Source organism: Vibrio echinoideorum (assembly GCF_024347455.1).
In the GTDB taxonomy this organism is placed as follows: domain Bacteria; phylum Pseudomonadota; class Gammaproteobacteria; order Enterobacterales; family Vibrionaceae; genus Vibrio; species Vibrio echinoideorum.
Map to the genome: position 1 here is coordinate 2846616 of NZ_AP025483.1, position 19002 is coordinate 2865617.

The 19002-nt window shown below is 41.8% G+C and carries 15 protein-coding genes; 9 read left to right on the forward strand and 6 right to left on the reverse strand.

Annotation, left to right across the window (positions count from 1 at the left end):
• Window positions 1-97: 97 nt before the first annotated feature.
• The gene (gene queA, locus OCV36_RS12900; protein ID WP_102550969.1) at window positions 98-1150 is read right to left on the reverse strand and encodes a tRNA preQ1(34) S-adenosylmethionine ribosyltransferase-isomerase QueA; all 1053 of its coding nucleotides are present in this window, start codon (window positions 1148-1150) and stop codon (window positions 98-100) included.
• A 334-nt stretch (window positions 1151-1484) separates the two neighbouring features.
• Between queA and OCV36_RS12905 the strand changes: the two genes are divergently transcribed.
• Window positions 1485-1928 carry a CBS domain-containing protein gene (locus tag OCV36_RS12905; protein WP_135455561.1) on the forward strand — a complete coding sequence of 148 codons (444 nt, stop codon included), beginning with the start codon at window positions 1485-1487 and terminating at the stop codon, window positions 1926-1928.
• Window positions 1929-2204: 276 nt separating this feature from the next.
• The gene (locus OCV36_RS12910) at window positions 2205-4145 is read left to right on the forward strand and encodes a HAMP domain-containing methyl-accepting chemotaxis protein (RefSeq protein WP_017095410.1); all 1941 of its coding nucleotides are present in this window, start codon (window positions 2205-2207) and stop codon (window positions 4143-4145) included.
• 120 nt (window positions 4146-4265) lie between these two features.
• On the opposite strand, the gene OCV36_RS12915 is transcribed toward OCV36_RS12910, so the two are convergent.
• Window positions 4266-5171, reverse strand: a complete 906-nt coding sequence (locus tag OCV36_RS12915; RefSeq protein WP_016767129.1) for a hydrogen peroxide-inducible genes activator — start codon at window positions 5169-5171, stop codon at window positions 4266-4268.
• A gap of 209 nt (window positions 5172-5380) precedes the next feature.
• Between OCV36_RS12915 and OCV36_RS12920 the strand changes: the two genes are divergently transcribed.
• From OCV36_RS12920 to OCV36_RS12940, 5 genes are all read left to right on the forward strand, one after another.
• The gene (locus OCV36_RS12920; RefSeq protein ID WP_004735077.1) at window positions 5381-5989 is read left to right on the forward strand and encodes a peroxiredoxin C; all 609 of its coding nucleotides are present in this window, start codon (window positions 5381-5383) and stop codon (window positions 5987-5989) included.
• Window positions 5990-6294: 305 nt separating this feature from the next.
• The gene (locus OCV36_RS12925; protein WP_135455586.1) at window positions 6295-7038 is read left to right on the forward strand and encodes a copper homeostasis protein CutC; all 744 of its coding nucleotides are present in this window, start codon (window positions 6295-6297) and stop codon (window positions 7036-7038) included.
• A gap of 102 nt (window positions 7039-7140) precedes the next feature.
• On the forward strand, window positions 7141-8070 hold the full coding sequence (locus tag OCV36_RS12930; protein WP_135455563.1) for a LysR family transcriptional regulator: 930 nt from the start codon (window positions 7141-7143) through the stop codon (window positions 8068-8070).
• 126 nt (window positions 8071-8196) lie between these two features.
• Window positions 8197-8754: a porin family protein gene (locus OCV36_RS12935; RefSeq protein ID WP_135455565.1), complete on the forward strand. Its 558-nt coding sequence runs from the start codon at window positions 8197-8199 to the stop codon at window positions 8752-8754.
• A gap of 223 nt (window positions 8755-8977) precedes the next feature.
• Window positions 8978-9469 (forward strand): hypothetical protein, encoded by a 492-nt coding sequence (locus OCV36_RS12940; protein ID WP_135455567.1) that lies wholly within the window; start codon window positions 8978-8980, stop codon window positions 9467-9469.
• Between the two features lie 9 nt (window positions 9470-9478).
• On the opposite strand, the gene phoU is transcribed toward OCV36_RS12940, so the two are convergent.
• The 4 genes from phoU to OCV36_RS12960 form a co-directional block, all read right to left on the reverse strand.
• Window positions 9479-10177 (reverse strand): phosphate signaling complex protein PhoU, encoded by a 699-nt coding sequence (gene phoU / locus OCV36_RS12945; protein ID WP_004735072.1) that lies wholly within the window; start codon window positions 10175-10177, stop codon window positions 9479-9481.
• A gap of 88 nt (window positions 10178-10265) precedes the next feature.
• Window positions 10266-11084 carry a phosphate ABC transporter ATP-binding protein PstB gene (gene pstB, locus OCV36_RS12950; RefSeq protein ID WP_017074093.1) on the reverse strand — a complete coding sequence of 273 codons (819 nt, stop codon included), beginning with the start codon at window positions 11082-11084 and terminating at the stop codon, window positions 10266-10268.
• Window positions 11085-12794: a phosphate ABC transporter permease PstA gene (gene pstA / locus OCV36_RS12955; protein WP_017074092.1), complete on the reverse strand. Its 1710-nt coding sequence runs from the start codon at window positions 12792-12794 to the stop codon at window positions 11085-11087.
• A gap of 129 nt (window positions 12795-12923) precedes the next feature.
• The gene (locus tag OCV36_RS12960; RefSeq protein ID WP_135455569.1) at window positions 12924-15140 is read right to left on the reverse strand and encodes an ABC transporter permease subunit; all 2217 of its coding nucleotides are present in this window, start codon (window positions 15138-15140) and stop codon (window positions 12924-12926) included.
• Between the two features lie 201 nt (window positions 15141-15341).
• Between OCV36_RS12960 and ppk1 the strand changes: the two genes are divergently transcribed.
• On the forward strand, window positions 15342-17456 hold the full coding sequence (ppk1, locus tag OCV36_RS12965; RefSeq protein WP_135455588.1) for a polyphosphate kinase 1: 2115 nt from the start codon (window positions 15342-15344) through the stop codon (window positions 17454-17456).
• Window positions 17447-18958: an exopolyphosphatase gene (gene ppx / locus OCV36_RS12970; protein WP_135455571.1), complete on the forward strand. Its 1512-nt coding sequence runs from the start codon at window positions 17447-17449 to the stop codon at window positions 18956-18958. Before ppk1 ends, ppx begins: the two co-directional genes overlap by 10 nt.
• Window positions 18959-19002 lie beyond the last annotated feature (44 nt).

A 19002-nucleotide genomic window follows, 5' to 3' on the forward strand; every position in this document is an offset into this window, starting at 1 on the left:
GTATTCCTTGCGAGAGATTAGACAGACACCCTGCCCGACTCCTAGCTTACTGCTAGCACCCGTAAATTCTGCTTATATCGTTTATAACCTGCTTAAATTAGCTCGTTTTCTTATTGATGAACATTGCGTCGCCGTAGCTAAAGAAACGATATTCGCTCTTCACTGCGTGATCGTATGCGCCCATCACATGGTCATAACCAGCAAATGCACTCACCAACATAATCAATGTTGATTCTGGTAAGTGGAAATTAGTAATTAAGCAATCTACCAACTGGTATTCGTAACCAGGGAAGATGAAAATTTCAGTATCGCCAAAGAAAGGAACTAATTCAGTGCCTTTCTTTAATGCATCTTGCGCTGCACTTTCTAGGGAGCGAACTGATGTTGTGCCGACAGCGATAATGCGTCCGCCGCGAGCTTTTGCTGCTGCAACGGCATCAACCACTTCTTGCGGTACTTCAACGTACTCAGCATGCATGTGGTGATCGTTGATGTTATCCACTTTTACAGGTTGGAATGTGCCCGCACCTACGTGAAGTGTCACGTAAGCAAATTCGACGCCTTTTGCCTTCATGTCTGCCATCAGCTTGTCATCAAAATGAAGACCCGCAGTTGGCGCAGCAACGGCACCTGGCTTTTCATTATAGACGGTCTGGTAGCGCTCTTTATCTGCATCTTCATCAGGACGGTCGATGTAAGGAGGCAGTGGCATGTGACCAACACTGTTAAGAATCTCTAAAACGCTTTGATCTGAGGTGAAATGAATTTCAAATAACGAGTCATGACGCGCCACCATTTCAGCTTCATATTCATCATTTTCACCAAGGAACAGCTTAGTGCCGGGCTTAGGTGATTTAGAACAACGAACATGCGCTAAAATACTTTTCTCATCGAGCATTCGCTCAACCAGTACCTCAAGCTTACCGCCTGATGCCTTGCGACCAAATACGCGAGCAGGAATAACTCGAGTGTTATTGAAAACGACAAGGTCGCCTGGCTCAGCCAAGTCTAAAACGTCTTTAAACGAACCATCAGTTAGGTTGCCATTATTGCCGTCCAATTTAAGCAGGCGGCTTGCTGTACGCTCTTCTTGAGGGTAGCGAGCAATAAGTTCATCTGGTAGGTCAAAGTGAAAATCTGAAACTTGCATGTGTCTAGTCTTGTCTTAGTTGATGAGATTTGTGCCGTTGGCTAATAATAAATCGTTGTCGCTAATAAATCGTTACGGTAAGTAAACGTTGCCGTAAACAGATAGCAAACACGACTAAAAATTTCGCAGTGGGCTAGTATAGGCACACGAGCCGCAATAGCAAGGTTTACGACAACGGATTATTGTAAAGAGGCGTTAAATAATGCTACAGATTAGACGCTTTAATTTCGATAATTAGTTGCATAAAACTCACCCGAAAATGCGTTAGATCTCAGTTATTTTTCAGATAAAAAACTATAGTAATAGCAACAAATAAAAAAATAAGGAGGTTCGTATGATCAAGGTTGAAGATATGATGACTCGCAACCCTCATACTCTATTGCGCTCACATTCACTGGCCGATGCTAAGCACATGATGGAAGCGCTTGATATCCGCCACATCCCAGTTGTTGATGCCGACAGGAAACTATTAGGCGTCGTCACACAACGAGACGTTCTTGCCGCTCAAGAGTCTAGCCTGCAAAACATCCCACAAGCTCAATCATTTACTCTTGCTACACCGCTCAACGACATCATGCACAAAAGCGTAATGTCTGTAGAACCACGAGCAGGATTGAAAGAATCAGCTGTTTATATGCAGAAACACAAAGTGGGCTGTTTGCCTGTCGTAGATGATCACGAATTAGTAGGCATTATCACCGACAGTGATTTCGTCACGATAGCGATCAACTTACTCGAACTACAAGAAGAAGTAGAACCGGAAGAAATAGAAGGTTAATCAAGGTTGTTTTACCCGCTAACCCCCTAGAGCCTTTCAATCCAAGGCTCTTTACATGCCCCAACTCTCACATATTCACTGTGAAACTCACCACACCCTTCATTTCTTCTTAGAGACCTGTTCCAAAAAATGAGCATCTCAACAAACCTATCTGACTTATTGTTCTTACATATGAGAATGTAAGACTCTAATTAGATTTATTGATATATCTATCGTTTGGATAATGTAAAAATTTGTTAACAATAAAAACAAACTGCCTTTCTGGGAATGATACTTATGAGTTTAAAGAAATTGCTGTCCTTGGGTTTTGGCGTGATTCTTGCGCTAATTTTGGTTATTTCAGTCGTTGCTTCATTGCGCTTTTATCAATCTAGTCATGGGTTTAATACCTATCGTTCTCTTGCATTAACCAGTGTATCCACTGGCCGAATCCAAGCCAACATATTGGAAGCTCGTTTATCAGCATTAAAATATATAAAGAACCCTGTTGCATCGCATGCTTCAGAGCTCAATAAGCGCATCACAACATCAATTCAGTTGATTGACGAAGTATTGGACGCTCATATTGACGACCTACATAAAAATGAGTTTTTAGCGATAGAGAAGCAGCTTAAACAATACAGCCAGGGCTTTAACCAGGTTGTACAACTGGTTAATACTAGGAACAACTTAGTTAAAGAAAACTTGGACCCATCAGGTCTTAAGATGCGACAAGCAGTGACTAACTTGATGATGCAAGCTTCTGCTGAAGAAGATTTAGAAGTTGCTGTCAGTTCAGGGCAACTTCAACAACATGTGTTGTTATCACGATTGTATGCTTCTAAATTTTTGACTAGCAACAAAATAGAAGATGCTCAACGAGCTCAAAAAGAGTTTGCATCCGCCACATTTCTCGTAGAAACCATAGAATCTCAATTGATGTCAGCCGAGCAAATTCGTTACTTAGCTGATTTTAATAATGCCTTTAAAACCTACCGAGTCACTTTTTCAGAAGTTGTTAACACGATAAAGGAACGAAACAACATCGTTTCTGGAACCCTTGATATTGCTGGTAGCAATGCGGCGAAAACAATTGAAGAAATAAAGCTCTCTACCAAGTCAAAACAAGACTCTGTCGGACCAAGCATGGTTGAACGATTTTCAAACGCTCAATTTATCTTAGGTGTGCTTTCAATTATTGTTATCGCGATTGCCCTTGGCATTGCCATCTCGATTTATCGTAGCGTCTGGAAAGTCGTAGGGGGAGAGCCTAGCGACATTCAAGCAATTGTAGAGGAAGTCGCTTCCGGTGACCTTTCAAAACAGATTCCAATAACAGGCAAAGAAACGGGTATATACGCAAACATTTTAGAGATGCGCCAAGAACTACGTCGTATCATCGATGGCTTCCACCAAATTTCAGACAATGTTTCAGCGGCTTCAGTCGAGTTAACGGCCGTGATGAGTCAAACAGAAGGGAACGCTCAACAAGAACTGAGCCAAATGGAGCAAATAGCAACGGCCATCAATGAGCTTTCTAGTACTGCGAATGAGGTTAGCCATAATGCAGCTAGTGCTGAGAACGCGGCAACTGGTGCAACTTCCAATGTTAAAAAGGGCGGCGTTTCACTCGATGCCTCAGATGATATATCTCGCAAGGTTGAAGACTCAATCGAAGAGACATCAAATATCGTCAATCAACTGCAAGAGTACTCGGTAGAGATCGGTACTGTTATTGAAGTGATCAACTCCATCTCTGAACAAACGAACTTGCTAGCACTCAACGCAGCCATTGAGGCCGCACGAGCTGGTGAGCAAGGGCGTGGTTTTGCTGTCGTTGCTGATGAAGTTCGTTCTCTGGCCGCTAAAACGCAACAATCAACTGTCGATATTCAAGAGATAATCTCTCGACTTCAAGCACAAGCAAAAGATGCCAACCAGTTCATGCAATCTAACCTATCGTTAGCCGTCGAGTCGCGTCATTACAGCGAACAGCTTAGAACGGCATTCGCATCAATAACGGAGTCTGTTGGCCTGATTTCAGATATGAATACACAAGTAGCAACAGCATCTGAAGAGCAATCAGGAGTAACACAGGATATTTCACAAAATGTTTCTTTGACCTTTGATATCGTTCACCAAAATGTTTCAGGAATCGAACAAAGCAAGCAAGCGAGTGAAGAGCTGTCTTCATTAGCTGTGAAACAAAAAGACTTACTGAGTTTTTTCAAAATCTAACGTTATAGTAAAATAGATAAATAAGCTTCTAACGCCACTATTTGTGGCGTTTTTCTTCTCAAATGAACAAATAAAAAGAGCAGCCAAATAGCTGCTCTTTTTATTTTATTGCTCAGCTTTTTAAAGCAATTCCGAAACTACATCCGCTAATTGATGGAATGTCTCGAGACGCGAAGAGCTCGGGCGCCACACCAGACCAATATCTCGGTACGCCTGTTGGCCTGGAGGATCGATCACCACTAGGTTTTGATTTTCCAGCAAACCATGATCGATCGCCATTTGTGGAATAAAGGTAGTTCCTAAACCATTCGCCACCATTTGTACCAATGTATGTAGGCTTGTGGCGGTGAACGGGTTTATCTTCTCTTTGTCGGTTAGCTTACAGGCTGATACCGCGTGCTCGGTTAAGCAGTGCTCATTCTCCAACAAAAATACAGACTCATCTGGTAAGTCATCGTATTTAATTGGAACACGAATGCCATCTGCTTGATTGCGACTGATCACCATTCTGAATGGGTCTTGCCCAACAACTTGGCTCTCCATGTTGTCGATATCGACAGGCAAAGCCAAAATCAAAACATCCAACTCACCATGACGCAGCGCTGCTAATAAGTTAGTTGTTGTGTCTTCACGTAACAGCAAATTTAACTGTGGAAAGCGTTGGTTAACTTCTTGAACCAAATCACACAGAAGGAATGGCGCTATTGTAGGAATACACCCTACTCGTAGCTGCCCTTGCATCGCGTCTCCGTTACATAAATTTCCGAGCTCAACCAGATCTTGCCCTTTCGCCAGTAGCTCTCGCCCGTGCTTAACCACCAGCTCACCCGCTTGCGTAAATACTAATGGGCTCTTTTTATCTTTCTTCTCATAGAGAGGACAACCGATAAGCTCTTCGAGATTTTGAATACCTTTACTTAGCGTGGATTGGCTGACGAAACAGCGATCAGCAGCATCGCTAAAATGGCGAGTTTCATGAAGAGTAACGAGATAATAAAGTTGCTTAAGACTTGGCCATTTATTCATGAAATTACTCTGTAATATGAGTAGGATAAGTTGGGCAAAGGTCAGCAGACCTAAGGACTGAACAAAGAACAAGCTCATCGCTTTTTTCGATTAACTTAATCTATTTAATTCGCTTTTTTCTATAGTACCGATTGTACTATAGTTTGTCCCGTAGAAACGGAGCCCAAACAAAGATGTGTTGGGCCAACTAATTTTTTAGGAGATTCCAAATGGTACTAGTAGGTCGTCAAGCCCCTGATTTTACTGCAGCAGCTGTTCTAGGTAACGGCGAGATCGTTGATAACTTCAACTTCGCAGAATTCACTAAAGGTAAGAAAGCGGTAGTTTTCTTCTACCCACTAGACTTCACTTTCGTTTGTCCTTCAGAGCTAATCGCTTTCGACAACCGTCTAGAAGATTTCCAAGCTAAAGGCGTTGAAGTAATTGGTGTTTCTATCGATTCACAATTCTCTCACAACGCATGGCGTAACACTGCTATCGCTGATGGCGGTATCGGTCAAGTTAAATACCCTCTAATTGCTGACGTTAAGCACGAGATCTGCAAAGCATACGATGTTGAGCACCCAGAAGCAGGCGTTGCTTTCCGTGGTTCTTTCCTAATCGACGCTGACGGCCTTGTACGTCACCAAGTAGTTAACGATCTTCCACTAGGTCGTAACATCGACGAAATGCTACGCATGGTAGACGCACTAAACTTCCACGAGAAGAACGGTGAAGTTTGTCCTGCACAATGGGAAGAAGGCAAAGCAGGTATGGACGCATCACCAACAGGTGTTGCAGCGTTCCTATCTGAGCACGCTGACGACCTAAGCAAGTAATTACCTCTTAAGCCCGAACTCAACACGGGTTAATGGTTGGAAGACTCTCTATAAAGAGAAATAAAGCATAAGCTAATAGCGCAAAGCGCACCGCCAATCAGTTAAGAAGTAAAGTCCTATTAAAAGCCCGAAGTTAACGCTTCGGGCTTTTTGTTTTTACACGACCTCACCACTCCCCTACCTGAAAGTGAATTGGGGTAGCGACCAAGCAAAACTTTACCCCTATTTCCCTCTGCTAACACCTATTCAAAATCATACCTAGATTGCTATTATTTAGTCAGTATCTCTTTAAATGAGCAAATATGATGAACATCGAAATTGAAGTCTGTATCGATAATTTAGAATCCCTACACAACGCACTGTCGGGTGGCGCAAATAGAATCGAGCTTTGCTCGTCATTAGCACTTGGCGGATTAACTCCTAGCTTCGGTATGATGAAGCAAGCGGCAAAAATTTCGTCCGTTCCTGTCTACGCGATGATACGACCAAGACAAGGTGACTTCATTTTCGACGATGATGACGTGATCTGTATGCTTGAAGATATTGAAGCTTGTTCAAGTGCTGGGTTGAATGGAGTGGTTCTGGGCGTATTAGCACCGAACGGAAGTATTGATATGCCAAAAATGCTGCAACTGGCAGACAAGGCTCACTCGTTGAACTTAGGAATTACGTTTCACAGAGCCATTGATCAATGTACCGATTACCAAGTTGCTTTAGAACAGGTCATAGCGCTCGGCTGTGAACGGATCCTAACGTCAGGGCTTGCTGCCAATGCAGAGCAAGGAATCCATGTATTAGCTGATATGGTCAAACAAGCCGATGGAAGAATCGATATCATGGCTGGGGCTGGCGTCAACGCAACAAATGCTAAGATTATTCGAAACAATACCCAAGTGCCTGCACTTCATCTTTCAGGTAAATCGACAAGACCGAGCCGAATGGAAAAGAGCTCTAGTGCTCAAATGGGTAACGATAACGTTGATGATTATCAAATCCCGGTAACTGATGCTAGAAAAATATCCGATATGAGAGCCGCCCTAGCTATTTAAGAGCAATAGCCATTAACAAAAATCTAAGATAACCTCACTGACTAATCTATCCCGCTAACGTATATTAGGTTTAATAGTGCAGTAAACTTTTCACGGATAGATATGGCTAAAGACTTATTCAGTACTCTTGATTTAAACCTGTTACGAACATTCCTCATCGTTTATCAAGAAAAAAACACCAGAAAGGCTGCGGAGCGTTTATTCGTTTCTCAGCCTGCGGTTAGCCAAGCCCTACAAAAGCTAAGACACCACTTCAACGATGACCTTTTCGTAAAGGTTCATGGAGGATTGCAAGCTACCTCGTTCAGTGAGCAACTCATCAATGAGATAACACCTCACTTTGATGGCTTGATGACGGCAGTGAATGCATCCAATAAATTTGATCCCAACGACATTGACTACCCTATAAAGATCGCGCTATCTCCTGTGGTACTCGCTTGCTTATCCGGCACCTTATACAAAGAACTCATGAGCCAAGCGCCAAACTCGAAACTCGAGCTAGTAAGCTGGTCTACTTCATCTTGTGAAGATATACAGAAAGGAGAGGTTCTGCTAGGCGTGGCTTACGAGCTCCCTTTTACATCAAAAGAGATCTATGTAAAAAAACTGGTTGAGATTACAGGCCGATTATTTGTAAGAAAAGATCACCCAATTAAACAAGCTTCAGTGAGTCCTGAAGAATTAGCAGGTTTTGAAATAGCATCAATGATATCTCCCGGCTGGAACGACAGTTTTAGCCATGCGGCCAACATATTAGAATCACGTTCAATTCCACACAGTATTGGCTTCCGCTCCGAAATGTTGATGGCTATCATCGATGTCGTGGCGAATTCCGATATGTACATGCCTCATTCCAACCTATTCCCCATAGATAACTATCCAACACTGCGGGCTATAGATGTAAATCTTGATACCAAATATAAAAACATAAGCGTTTACAGCCATATACACACAAAAAATCGTAACAACCCTTTAATATCTTGGCTTTTCGATGTAATCAAAGATGCGCTATTACAACAGATTAATAAGTAATGCTTATTACAGATATACGAGAACCTATTTAGCTTAAAAATATAACACTGTTTAATATTCACTCCATCGACAGGGAGTCAATCAAATATAAGGATGCAATAATTAAACATTAAGAGCGTTATTTATATGAAATTATTAACTACAGCACTAACCGTTATCGCAATTACTTCTGCTTCATCAGCTTATGCTCAGAAAGACTATTCTGGACATCGTATTGGTTTCGGTATTGTTTCTAGTGAAGTCGATCACCTAGATTCTGATTTTTCTCGAAGCGATCTAGGTAACGGGTTAAAGCTCGAATATGGTTATGACATCAACCGAATCTTTGGTGTGAACATTTCATCCGATACAAGTAAAGACGATGAAAACTATGAAGGCTATGGTTACGAAACTAAAGTTTCAACCATCAAAATAGACACTGACATCGGCTATGCATTCTTCCTTAATGGCTTTGATATAAAACCATACGGTGCCATTGGTCTTGCTCGTGTAGAGGAAAAAATTACGTTAAGTACACCTAACGAAAGTAGAAGTATCAAGGACAACAATACTTCGCTACTACTTGGCGCCGGAGTTAGAGCAAATCTTGATTTCGGCCTTTATACCGACCTACGCTTCAATTTCATCATGATGGATGACTATGACATCGATCAGTTATCTTTTACTGTCGGATATAAGTTCTAAGTTCTACTTTCCACCAAATAAACACTTTGTTCACGATCTGTTTGGGTTGTGAACAAAGCAATCATTGCGCACCAATAAGCAGGTATTATCACCGATATAACCAATACGAATTAGCTCAGTCCCTCTAAGCCAATATAGTATTACGCATTGTCCAGTTACTTCACTGGGTTTATACATGGATCGATCTAATGCTAAGGAGAGCTGAATTTACCTCGGTAGTACCATGAAATTAAAAACACTCCTTTTAGCTTCCGCTTTATTTTCAACATCTGCATTTTCAAACGGCCTTCACCTATCTCCTGAAGTAAAAATCGGCGCTTACCATGGCTTTGGAATACAAGCTGGTATTACTGATGTGGCAAACTTGGGTACACTGTACTTAAGCTACTCCCACCTTTGGTATGACAGCAGTCGCTATGACGAAACAGTGGATGCTTACCGTGTTGGTATTCAAAATATGTTTGGGCGAAATAAAATTCACGGTTTTCAAGCTGAGATCGGAATGGCCAGCTATGACGGTACGAAAACGCGTTCAGGTGAAATAGAAGAGAAGACAGCGCATGGTTTAAGCCTTGGTGGAGCTTACGTTTATCAAGCGACACCGATGCTCGGGCTACGTGCTGGCTTTGATATGAATATTTTTGACCACAATAAGACCTTTGTGCCTTACGATACGACCGTCAACCTCAACCTAGGTGCCATCATTAGCTTCTAAAGGTAAGTTCTATTTGAGCGCGTCATCTAGGCTTTGATCGCCAAGGTGACGTACATCTTTTCCCTTCACAAAATAGATAATGTACTCACAGATATTTTGGCAACGATCACCTACTCGCTCAATCGCACGAGCTGACCACATTACTTGTAAAATGTTGGGGATGTTCTTTGGATCTTCCATCATGTAAGTCATCAATTGGCGAATCACCGCTTCATATTCAGCATCCAATTTGTCATCAAGCTTATGAACCTCAGCCGCAGCATCAACATCCATTCGGGCAAACGCGTCCAATACCTGATGAAGCATGGTGATAGCCTGACGGCAAAGAGGCTCTAACGACACATGAAATTTTTGTTCTTTGGTCGAAGGGATCTCAATCGCGCCTTGAGCAATTTTAGAGGCAACATCGCCAATCCGTTCTAAGTCGGTAATGGTTTTGATGATCGCCATTATCAAACGTAGATCTTTCGCTGTAGGCTGACGTTTGGCAATAATACGAGTGCATGCCTCATCAATAGATACTTCCATTGCATTAACTTTATGATCGTCACGAATTACTTTTTTGGCCAGTTCCGCGTCATCTTTATGCAGAGCTTGCATCGCAAAGGACAACTGCTGCTCTACCAATCCACCCATGGTTAATACGTGTGTACGGATAGATTCTAATTCGACATTAAACTGTCCTGAGATGTGGCGACCAAAATGCATGTCAGCTCCTTAAAAGAAATGAATAAAGCCGTTTATTTCAGAGTGACTTAGCTCTAGGTGGCTCCGATTAAAACGTTAGCTATACCTGTTAACCATACCGACCTGTTATGTAGTCTTCTGTTTGATTTTTCAATGGCGACGTAAAGATTGAGTCAGTATCTGAGTACTCGATCAATTTTCCCATATGGATAAACGCAGTGTGATCACTAACGCGAGCAGCCTGCTGCATGTTATGAGTAACGATAACCACTGTGTACTGTGTTTTCAGATCGTTGATCAATTCTTCAATCGTCAACGTGGAAATAGGATCCAATGCCGATGTCGGTTCATCTAACAATAGAACTTCTGGCTCAATCGCCACTGCGCGTGCAATGACTAAACGTTGCTGTTGACCGCCTGACAAGCCAAATGCATTTTCATGTAACCTGTCTTTAACTTCGTCCCATAACGCCGCTGCACGTAGTGAACGTTCAACCGCATCATCAAGATCTCGACTGTTACTCATACCTTGGAGTCTCAAGCCGTAAACCACATTCTCATAGATAGACTTAGGGAAAGGGTTGGGGCGTTGGAATACCATGCCGACACGACGTCTCAATGTCGCCACATCGACCTTAGGGTGATACACATTTTTACCATGAAGTTTTACTTTCCCTGAAACCTTACAGCCTTCAACTAAATCGTTCATACGATTAATACAGCGTAATAGGGTCGACTTACCACATCCAGAAGGGCCGATGAAAGCTGTCACTTGCCCTTTCGGGATCTGCATTGAGATATCATCGAGTGCTTGGCTTTCTTTATAATAAAGATTCAACCCTTCAATTGAGATAGCGGTTTGCTCCTCAGTTAGGTTATGAACATCTAGTGGTGCTTGGTAACCCAAGGTTTCATTAATTGAGAACATTTAATCTTGTCCTAAGGTTCGGTATTTTTCACGCAAGTTATTACGGATATTAATGGCTGTTAAATTCAAGCCAACGATCACCGTAACCAGTAAAAATGAAGTCGCATACACTAAAGGTCGTGCCGCTTCGATATTAGAAGTCTGAAAACCAACATCGTAGATATGAAAGCCTAAATGCATGAACTTTCTATCTAAGTGGATGTATGGGAACTGACTATCAACAGGTAAACTTGATGCAAGTTTAACAACCCCCACTAACATCAATGGGGCCACTTCACCTGCGGCTCTAGCAATCGCTAATATTAAACCAGTAATAATTGCAGGGCTTGCCATCGGTAACACTATACGCCATAGCGTCTCAAATTGAGTTGCACCAAGCGCCAAAGAACCATGTCTCACCGCGCTAGGAATTCGCGTCAAACCTTCTTCTGTTGTCACTATCACCACTGGAAGCGTCAATACGGCCAAAGTCAGTGCCGACCAGAGTAATCCAGGAGTACCAAATGTTGGAGCGGGTAATCGCTCTGCATAAAACAAGCTATCGATAGAGCCACCAATGGTATAAACAAAAAAGCCTAAACCAAAAACGCCATATACGATCGAAGGAACACCCGCCAAATTGATCACGGCAATACGAATTAAACGGGTCAATGCATTACTTTTCGCGTACTCATGTAGGTAGATAGCAGCAACAACGCCTAAAGGCATCACCACAATCGACATCAGTATGACAAGTAACACAGTACCAAAAATTGCAGGGAAGACGCCGCCTTCTGAATTTGAGTCTCGAGGATTTTCAGATAAGAATTTCCAAACTTGTTTACCCCAATGAGCAACCTTTTCAGGGTAAGACATCTTATTGGGATACCAATAATCCAATATATGACTGAGTGGTATTTCAACCTGCTCGCCTGTCATATCTTCCACCAGCAAGCTTTCCACATTCAACTGCGTTCTAAGATGCTCTAGCTTTACTTCTGCTTCATCTAATTGGCGATTTAATTCGAGTTTGGTTTCTGTATACGTTTTAAGATAGTCATCACTCACCGACTCATTAAGTTCAAGCTTACGCTTTTCCAAACGCAAGTTTTCCAACTGCCAGCTAACATTACGTATTTCTTGGTTTACAACGCGAGACGTTTCTTCCCGTAGTGTGTAGGCAAACGCCAAACCGTCTTCAAGCTTTTGATCAATGTTCGAGTTGAAGGTTCCGGAAGCCGTTTTAAAACCAACAGGTTTACCAAAGAAATACCCACCACGACTGCGCTCAATCACAGCCCATCCAGAGGGTGTGGTTGGCTCAAGCAAATTAACGTCTAATATAGAAACGAAATCAGCAGGATAGAGCTCTCTGTTTGCAACTTTGATACTTAAGCGCTGTATTAATCCAGTCGAAATATTTTCTGACGATAAAAGATCATGAGCTTGTGGCACCTGCTCTATCGGTATGTATTTTCGTTCATACAACTGACCGATTAGTACATCTTGCTTTGACACCGTTTCGTCAAGATCGACAACTAACGATAAGTCTTTAGAGTCGACTTGCCACTGGTACAACGGCGCTGGCCAGAAATAGGTTAACCCTTTCCAACCAATCAACAACATTAAACCAAGAACAGAGAGCATACTAATGCTCACTGCACCACCGGTTAACCAGATCCACGGAGAGCCCGACTTAACCCAAGATATTAATGATTTAAGCTTGTTCATCGCCACCTACCTTGGACTGTGTCGATATCAACAAAGCTGTCACCATTGTCATGACATGCACAAACACAGATCTCAATTACCTCAGCAAAATAATGAGATTCAATAAAATAACGAGATAATGCACCAAAACTACAGAGCACGATATTTATCTCTCAATCTTTGCCTTACCCACTCCGCAACAGAGTTAACCGCGAACGTGAAAATAAACAGTAAGAGTGCCGCTAGGAACAACAAGCGGAAATGAGACCCACCCACCTCTGATTCTGGTAGTTCAACGGCAATCGTTGCCGATAATGTCCTCATCCCTTCCAAAATATTCCAATCGAGAATTGGTGTGTTACCTGTAGCCATTAAGACAATCATGGTTTCGCCAACGGCTCGCCCTAGCCCCATCATGACCGCTGAAAAAATACCGGGACTGGCCGTCAATAACACGACATAAATAAGGGTCTGCCACGCAGTCGCACCTAAAGCTAATGAACCATCTGACAAGTGTTTTGGTACTGAGAAAATGGCATCTTCTGCAATGGTAAAAATCGTAGGAATAACCGCAAAGCCCATAGCGAAACCAACCACTAAGGCATTACGTTGGTCAAAGTCGATGCCATAACTTGCAAGGAAAGTTCGAATATCACCATCAAATAATAAAGCTTCAATACTGTTGCCACCAGCAAACACTGTAACAACAGTAATAACCAAAACAGGTATCAATATCAGCGCATGCCAACCATTAGAGAAGTGACTCGTCACCATCTTCGGTAAACAGAACCAAACAAACCCAGTCAATAATGTGCTTAATGGCAGCAAGACCATCAATGAAAAGACAGCCGTTAAATGGGTTTCAACGATTGGGGCAAACCAAAGCCCGGCCAAGAAACCAATAATAACGGTTGGTAAGGCTTCCATCAGTTCAATCGAAGGCTTCACTACTCTTCTCATTCGCGGAGACATAAAGTAGGCAGTATAAATGGCCCCGAGCACAGCAACTGGTACTGCAAACATCATGGCGAATAGAGCCGCTTTGATGGTGCCAAAAGTGATAGGGACTAAACTGAATTTCTCTTCAAAATCATCATTAGCAGACGTTGATTGCCAAACATATTGAGGATCTGGATAACTTTCATACCAGACTTTTTGCCAAAGCGCTGAAAATGAAATCTGTGGGTATTCATTGTCGACCTTAGCAACACTGATTTTGTCATCGATAAGCGTCGCCAAATGCAATTCATTGGCAGACATCGCTGCTAACTGTGGTGATTTATCGAATGCCCGTTCAAATAGAGAGAGCTTTTCACTGGTCGTATAGTGACTTTGTATTGTGCCATTCTTATAGAAACTGTAGAAACCTTTCCGATAAGTATCAGGCAAAATAAACTGCACTTCTTCAGCTAGCTGAAAGTCTCGAATATGAGTCAGACTACGCTGTTCATCTTTCAGTACATCAAACCATTGAGAAACTTGTCCATCCTGATGAGTTACCAGTAGGGAGTAGGCGCCCGATAATAAATCGATGCTTTTTACGGCATGCTTTGCATCACTCAAACTAAGGTCAATGACTTCTCGAACATTAAAACCAGTATTCGAGAGTTTCAAAACAGCCAAGTCAGATTGAGAGCGGAGGTATAGAGTTTGTCCATCAGGCGTGACTAATAATTGTTGTTGCAAACCTAGCTTATCCGATAACCATTGGCTCTTCTTCAAAACATATTCACCCGCGAGATCACGTTGATACCACTTAACGACAACTCGTTGGTCAGTTAACTGAGCAGCAACCGTGATGTCATGTCTATTTTTAGAAAATGAGAACTTATCGATCACAGCACCATTTGATGAATCACTATTTAAAAATGGTTCAGGTAACTTGATTTGCTCGATTTTCGGCTCAGCTTCATTGCCCTTTTGCAGCACAGGCGCACTATACTCTGGGTAGAAGAAAGTCATGTTGCTTGCGCTATCAGCAAAGGCGAACCAATTTTCAGAAGGGGTATTTCGAGAGAAGGCAATTGGATTGGTTAAGACAGTGCGCTCAAAGTAAGAATGTGCTTTTTGAGAATCTAAATCCCAAAATTGCACCAAACCAGATTTTTCGATGGTAAATGCATGTTGGCCGTATTCATCAACAGATAAAGCGATAGGCTCTTCCACACCAACGGTTTTAACGGCTTGGTCCGTCTCTAAGCCAGTATCAGAAAATACGGGTAAAATGACCATCGCCAAGTAAACAAAGATCAAAACCAAAGCAGCTAAAACGCTGACGCCACCGCATGTCACTGAAAAACGGACGAGACGATCTTTCAACCATCTTTTTTTGTCGCGCTCTTTCAATGAAAATTGGGATGAAGCCATCTGTTTATCTACCTTTTTTTAGCTACTGACATAATATGTACTTTAGATGACAGTTATATTACAAGTAACGTTAAACAACTGAAACTAATAACAAGTTTGTTAACCCTATTTCTCAAAATAAGATCACGAATTTTGTGAATCGTATCGTTCTAAATTAAAATTACACCCTCGACAACCAGCATTCTAGGATTAAGCATGACGATGGAAAAAGACTATGTCACAAAAGAACTTAGCTGGTTATCTTTCAATGAAAGGGTACTGCAAGAAGCGGCTGATAAATCTGTTCCATTGATTGAAAGGATTCGCTTTTTAGGCATTTACTCCAAAAATCTCGATGAATTCTACAAAGTCCGATTTGCTGACATAAAACGTAAGATCTTGTTTAAAGATCCACCAACATCAACAAACTCCCCCAAAACCTTGCTAGCTCGAATGCAGGATAAAGCTGGTGAACTAGACGTTCGCTTCAATGAACTGTACAACGATTTATTGTTAGAATTAGCACGTAACCGTATTTTTCTGGTCAATGAACAGCAAATCAGCGCGGAACAAAGTGAATGGGTTAGGAAGTATTTTAAGAAAAAAGTACTCCCCCACTTAACCCCTTTGTTGTTAAACGAAGATAGTCTGTTACTCAATATCCTAAAAGATGACCAGAGCTATTTTGCCATCGACATCAACCGTCACGACTCTTCTCAATATGCACTGTTAGAGATCCCATCTGAAGAACTCCCTCGTTTTGTTAAGCTTCCAGAGTCTTCAGATTCACAACGTACAACTTTGATCTTATTAGATAATATAGTTCGATTATGTCTAGACGACCTATTAAAAGGGTTCTTTGATTACGATTCATTGACCTGCTTTGCCATTAAAATGACTCGCGATGCAGATTATGATCTGCAAAAAGACGATGAACGACAAAAAAATAGTAACAACAACCTGCTAGAGGCGATGTCGTTAGGTTTAGAGCAACGTCTCACAGCACTGCCAATTCGCCTCATTTATGAATCTGAAATGCCAGCTGAAATGCTAAGTTTTTTACGACTCAAACTCAAACTATCAGATTATGATAACGTGATTGCGGGTGGGCGTTATCATAACTTTAAACACTTTTCTGAGTTCCCAAGCCTCAATCGACATGATCTGATCAATCGTCCGCTCTCAGCCATTAAATGTGCGCAATTCAGTCAGTACTCTAACTATTTTGAAGCAATCAAAGCACGCGATATCTTATTGCATTACCCCTATCACACCTTTGACCACATTACTGAACTTGTTAGGCAAGCCTCATTTGACCCTAAGGTCACAGTCATCAAAATAAACATCTATCGGGTAGCTCGAGGTTCTAAGCTGCTCAACTCAATAATTGATGCCGCACATAATGGTAAAAAAGTGACGGTCGTGGTCGAACTACAAGCCCGCTTTGATGAACAGGCCAATATTCAATGGACTAAGACTCTTCAAGAAGCTGGCGTAAAAGTGATCCATGGGATACCAAGTTTAAAGATTCACTCCAAGCTACTGCTCATCAAAAGAAAAAACGGCAAAGCGCTGGAGCATTATGCTCATATTGGAACGGGTAATTTTCATGAAGTGACAGCTCGCGTCTACACTGATTTTTCTTTATTAACTGCAAATGAAGAGTTAACACAAGAGGTTAGACAGGTCTTCAAATACATTGAGAACCCTTATCAAAAATCACAATTTAAACTGCTTATTGTGTCACCAAAAAATACCCGAAAACGGCTTTATCAGTTAATCGACAATGAAATACAGAATGCGGCTGATAACAAACCAGCATCGATCACTCTGAAATTAAACAACTTAGTCGACCGATGTATCATCGACAAACTGTATCAAGCCAGTCAGGCGAATGTGAAAATTAGAATGATCATTCGTGGTATGTGCTCTTTGGTTCCAGGGATCCCAAACATCAGTGACAATATTGAGATCATTAGCGTGGTCGATCGTTTTCTCGAGCATCCAAGAGTGATGATCTTTCATAACACAGGAAAACCCAAAGTATACATATCTTCAGCTGACTGGATGACACGAAATTTTGACCACCGAATCGAGGTGGCGGCCCCTATTTTAGACCCAAAGATCAAGCAAACTATTATCGACATCACTGAGTTTCATTTTGAAGATTACAACAAAGCCCGGAGCCTTGACCAAGCGATGAGTAACGTTTATTTACCGCCACAATCTAACCGCCTAGATTATTCAACGTCACAACTCGCCACTTACCACTATATTAAACATAGTGAGAAACAAGCTCGTAAGAAATACAAGCAAGAGAAAAAGTCATGCAGTTAATCGGTGATAAACGCCCAAGATGTATTGCAGCTATCGATTTAGGTTCGAATAGCTTCCATATGGTGGTCGCTCAAGTTTTTGATCAACACTTACAGTTGGTCAGTCGACACAAGCAAAAAGTGAGATTAGGGGATGGGCTGGACGCACATCAGTATCTATCCAAAAACGCGATCGAGAGAGGTTTGGAATGCCTCACACTCTTTGCAGAAAGACTCACTGACTTTGAGGTTGATGATGTCAGAGTAGTTGCCACACACACGCTAAGAAAAGCTAAGAATGCTAAAGAATTTTTGGAACGAGCAAAGACCATATTCCCCTTTCCTATAGAGATCATTTCAGGACAAGAAGAAGCCCGGATTATCTATAACGGCGTAGAACATACCCAGATAGCCTCTAAAACAAAGCTCGTGATTGATATAGGAGGAGGAAGTACTGAAATAATAGCAGGACAGGGCTTTACACCCAAAATCGCTCATAGCTTATCGATGGGGTGTGTCAGCTTCACTCAACGTTTTTTCATTGATGGAAAACTCACATCACAACACTTTTCTAACGCCTATTCCGCGGCTATTCAGTTGTTAACTCCCTTGATTGAGGACTACCATTCATTGACTTGGGATGTCGCCTTTGGTTCATCTGGCACAACGAAATCAATCAAAGAGGTACTTATAGGATTAGGTTTTTGTGATGGCTATATAACACCAGCACGACTGAGTTATCTAAAAAATCATTTGAGTGAGTTTTCTTCATCAAAAGAAATTCGTCTTTCAGGATTAAGCGATGAAAGAAAACTGGTGTTTGCCGCTGGCGTTACCATTTTATCGGCAGTAATGGATACTCTAAATATCAAAGAGCTACACTTCTCTGACGGCGCTTTAAGAGAAGGCGTTCTTTATGATATGGAAGATAAGTTTAAAAATTGCGACATACGAGTGCGCACCGCAGAGGCATTAATCTCACGCTACCACATAGACTTAGCTCATGGGGAAAAAGTAAAAGAGCTAGCGCTTACGTTATTGAAACAAATTAAACCGCAGGTAGAAACCGAAGTCAGTCGTGAATTATTTGATCTTCTTGGCTGGTCAGCACTGCTTCATGAAATAGGACAAAGTATTTCATTTCAAGGTTACCATCGCCATTCAGCTTATTTGCTCAAACATACGACGATGCCCGGCTTTAATACAGAACAACAACGTCTGCTCTCGGTATTGGTTCGCTATCAAAGAAAAGCAATTAAGCGACAAGAGTTACCTGAGTTATCTCTGTTTAAACCCAAACAAGTAACGCTCCTAATTCGAATATTAAGACTTGCTATCCTTATCAATCGACAACGAAATCAATCATCAACACCAAGTGTGAAATTAACGATTGAGCAGGAGGAAAGATGGACTTTAGAAGGGGATAGCACTGACTGGTTAGTCAAAAATCAATTGCTTGATTATGAACTCAAAGAAGAGCAACAGCGTTGGGAAAATGCGGGGTGGTTATTAAAATTAAGCTGAAGAGTTAACTTAAAGACAATCAACTAAAACAAAAACAGCCTACT